Origin of the sequence: Kitasatospora sp. NPDC058032, from assembly GCF_042885845.1 — a bacterium.
Taxonomy (GTDB): domain Bacteria; phylum Actinomycetota; class Actinomycetes; order Streptomycetales; family Streptomycetaceae; genus Kitasatospora.
This window is the reverse complement of the sequence record NZ_JBHVRK010000073.1, coordinates 1-1598: the sequence shown is the minus strand read 5'-3', so window position 1 is coordinate 1598 and position 1598 is coordinate 1. Positions and strand designations below refer to the sequence as shown.

General features: G+C 59.4%; 2 protein-coding genes and 1 pseudogene. 2 read left to right on the top strand and 1 reads right to left on the bottom strand.

Going from position 1 to position 1598, the window contains the following annotated elements; translation table 11 throughout:
• Positions 1-732: aminoglycoside N-acetyltransferase AAC(3)-IVa (gene aac(3)-IVa, locus ACFVUH_RS37340; protein WP_387918091.1), on the bottom strand; the 732-nt coding region annotated here is incomplete at its 3' end.
• A gap of 113 nt (positions 733-845) precedes the next feature.
• Between aac(3)-IVa and ACFVUH_RS37335 the strand changes: the two are divergent.
• Both ACFVUH_RS37335 and ACFVUH_RS37330 read left to right on the top strand, forming a co-directional pair.
• Positions 846-938: pseudogene (locus ACFVUH_RS37335) on the top strand (IS6 family transposase); the annotation flags it as partial.
• Between the two features lie 329 nt (positions 939-1267).
• On the top strand, positions 1268-1598 hold a 331-nt coding region (locus tag ACFVUH_RS37330), incomplete at its 3' end, for a class I SAM-dependent methyltransferase (RefSeq protein WP_387918090.1).

Sequence of the window (1598 nt, the reverse complement as noted above, 5' to 3'; positions counted from 1 at the left end):
CTCTGGCGGATGCAGGAAGATCAACGGATCTCGGCCCAGTTGACCCAGGGCTGTCGCCACAATGTCGCGGGAGCGGATCAACCGAGCAAAGGCATGACCGACTGGACCTTCCTTCTGAAGGCTCTTCTCCTTGAGCCACCTGTCCGCCAAGGCAAAGCGCTCACAGCAGTGGTCATTCTCGAGATAATCGACGCGTACCAACTTGCCATCCTGAAGAATGGTGCAGTGTCTCGGCACCCCATAGGGAACCTTTGCCATCAACTCGGCAAGATGCAGCGTCGTGTTGGCATCGTGTCCCACGCCGAGGAGAAGTACCTGCCCATCGAGTTCATGGACACGGGCGACCGGGCTTGCAGGCGAGTGAGGTGGCAGGGGCAATGGATCAGAGATGATCTGCTCTGCCTGTGGCCCCGCTGCCGCAAAGGCAAATGGATGGGCGCTGCGCTTTACATTTGGCAGGCGCCAGAATGTGTCAGAGACAACTCCAAGGTCCGGTGTAACGGGCGACGTGGCAGGATCGAACGGCTCGTCGTCCAGACCTGACCACGAGGGCATGACGAGCGTCCCTCCCGGACCCAGCGCAGCACGCAGGGCCTCGATCAGTCCAAGTGGCCCATCTTCGAGGGGCCGGACGCTACGGAAGGAGCTGTGGACCAGCAGCACACCGCCGGGGGTAACCCCAAGGTTGAGAAGCTGACCGATGAGCTCGGCTTTTCGCCATTCGTATTGCACGACATTGCACTCCACCGCTGATGACATCAGTCGATCATAGCACGATCAACGGCACTGTTGCAAATAGTCGGTGGTGATAAACTTATCATCCCCTTTTGCTTATGGAGCTGCACATGAACCCATTCAAAGGCCGGCATTTTCAGCGTGACATCATTCTGTGGGCCGTACGCTGGTACTGCAAATACGGCATCAGTTACCGTGAGCTGCATTTTCCGCTGCATAACCCTGCTTCGGGGTCATTATAGCGATTTTTTCGGTATATCCATCCTTTTTCGCACGATATACAGGATTTTGCCAAAGGGTTCGTGTAGACTTTCCTTGGTGTATCCAACGGCGTCAGCCGGGCAGGATAGGTGAAGTAGGCCCACCCGCGAGCGGGTGTTCCTTCTTCACTGTCCCTTATTCGCACCTGGCGGTGCTCAACGGGAATCCTGCTCTGCGAGGCTGGCGGGAACTTCGAAGTTCCTATACTTTCTAGATTGACGTCCCCGGACCGACGGGCCCGATGCGTCGGCTTTCGCCGTCAGGAGACTTCATGCTGGAGAAATGCAGGCGGGACGAGACCTGCCGTGTATGCGGTGCGGACGACTGGACCGAGGTCATCTCGTTCGGTTCGCTACCGCTCGCCAACGGTTTCGTCGACCCGGCCGACGCCGACGAGGCGCAGGACGTCTTCCCGCTCGACGTCATCGTGTGCCGGTCGTGCCGGCTGATGACGCTGCGGCATGTCGTCGACCCCGAGGCGCTGTTCAAGCACTACGTCTACGTCTCCTCCGACTCCGACCAGATCCGCGAGCACATGGCGCACATCGTCGAGCTGGCCACCCGCCGGGCGGGCCTCGCCTCCGGCGACCTGGTCGTGGAGC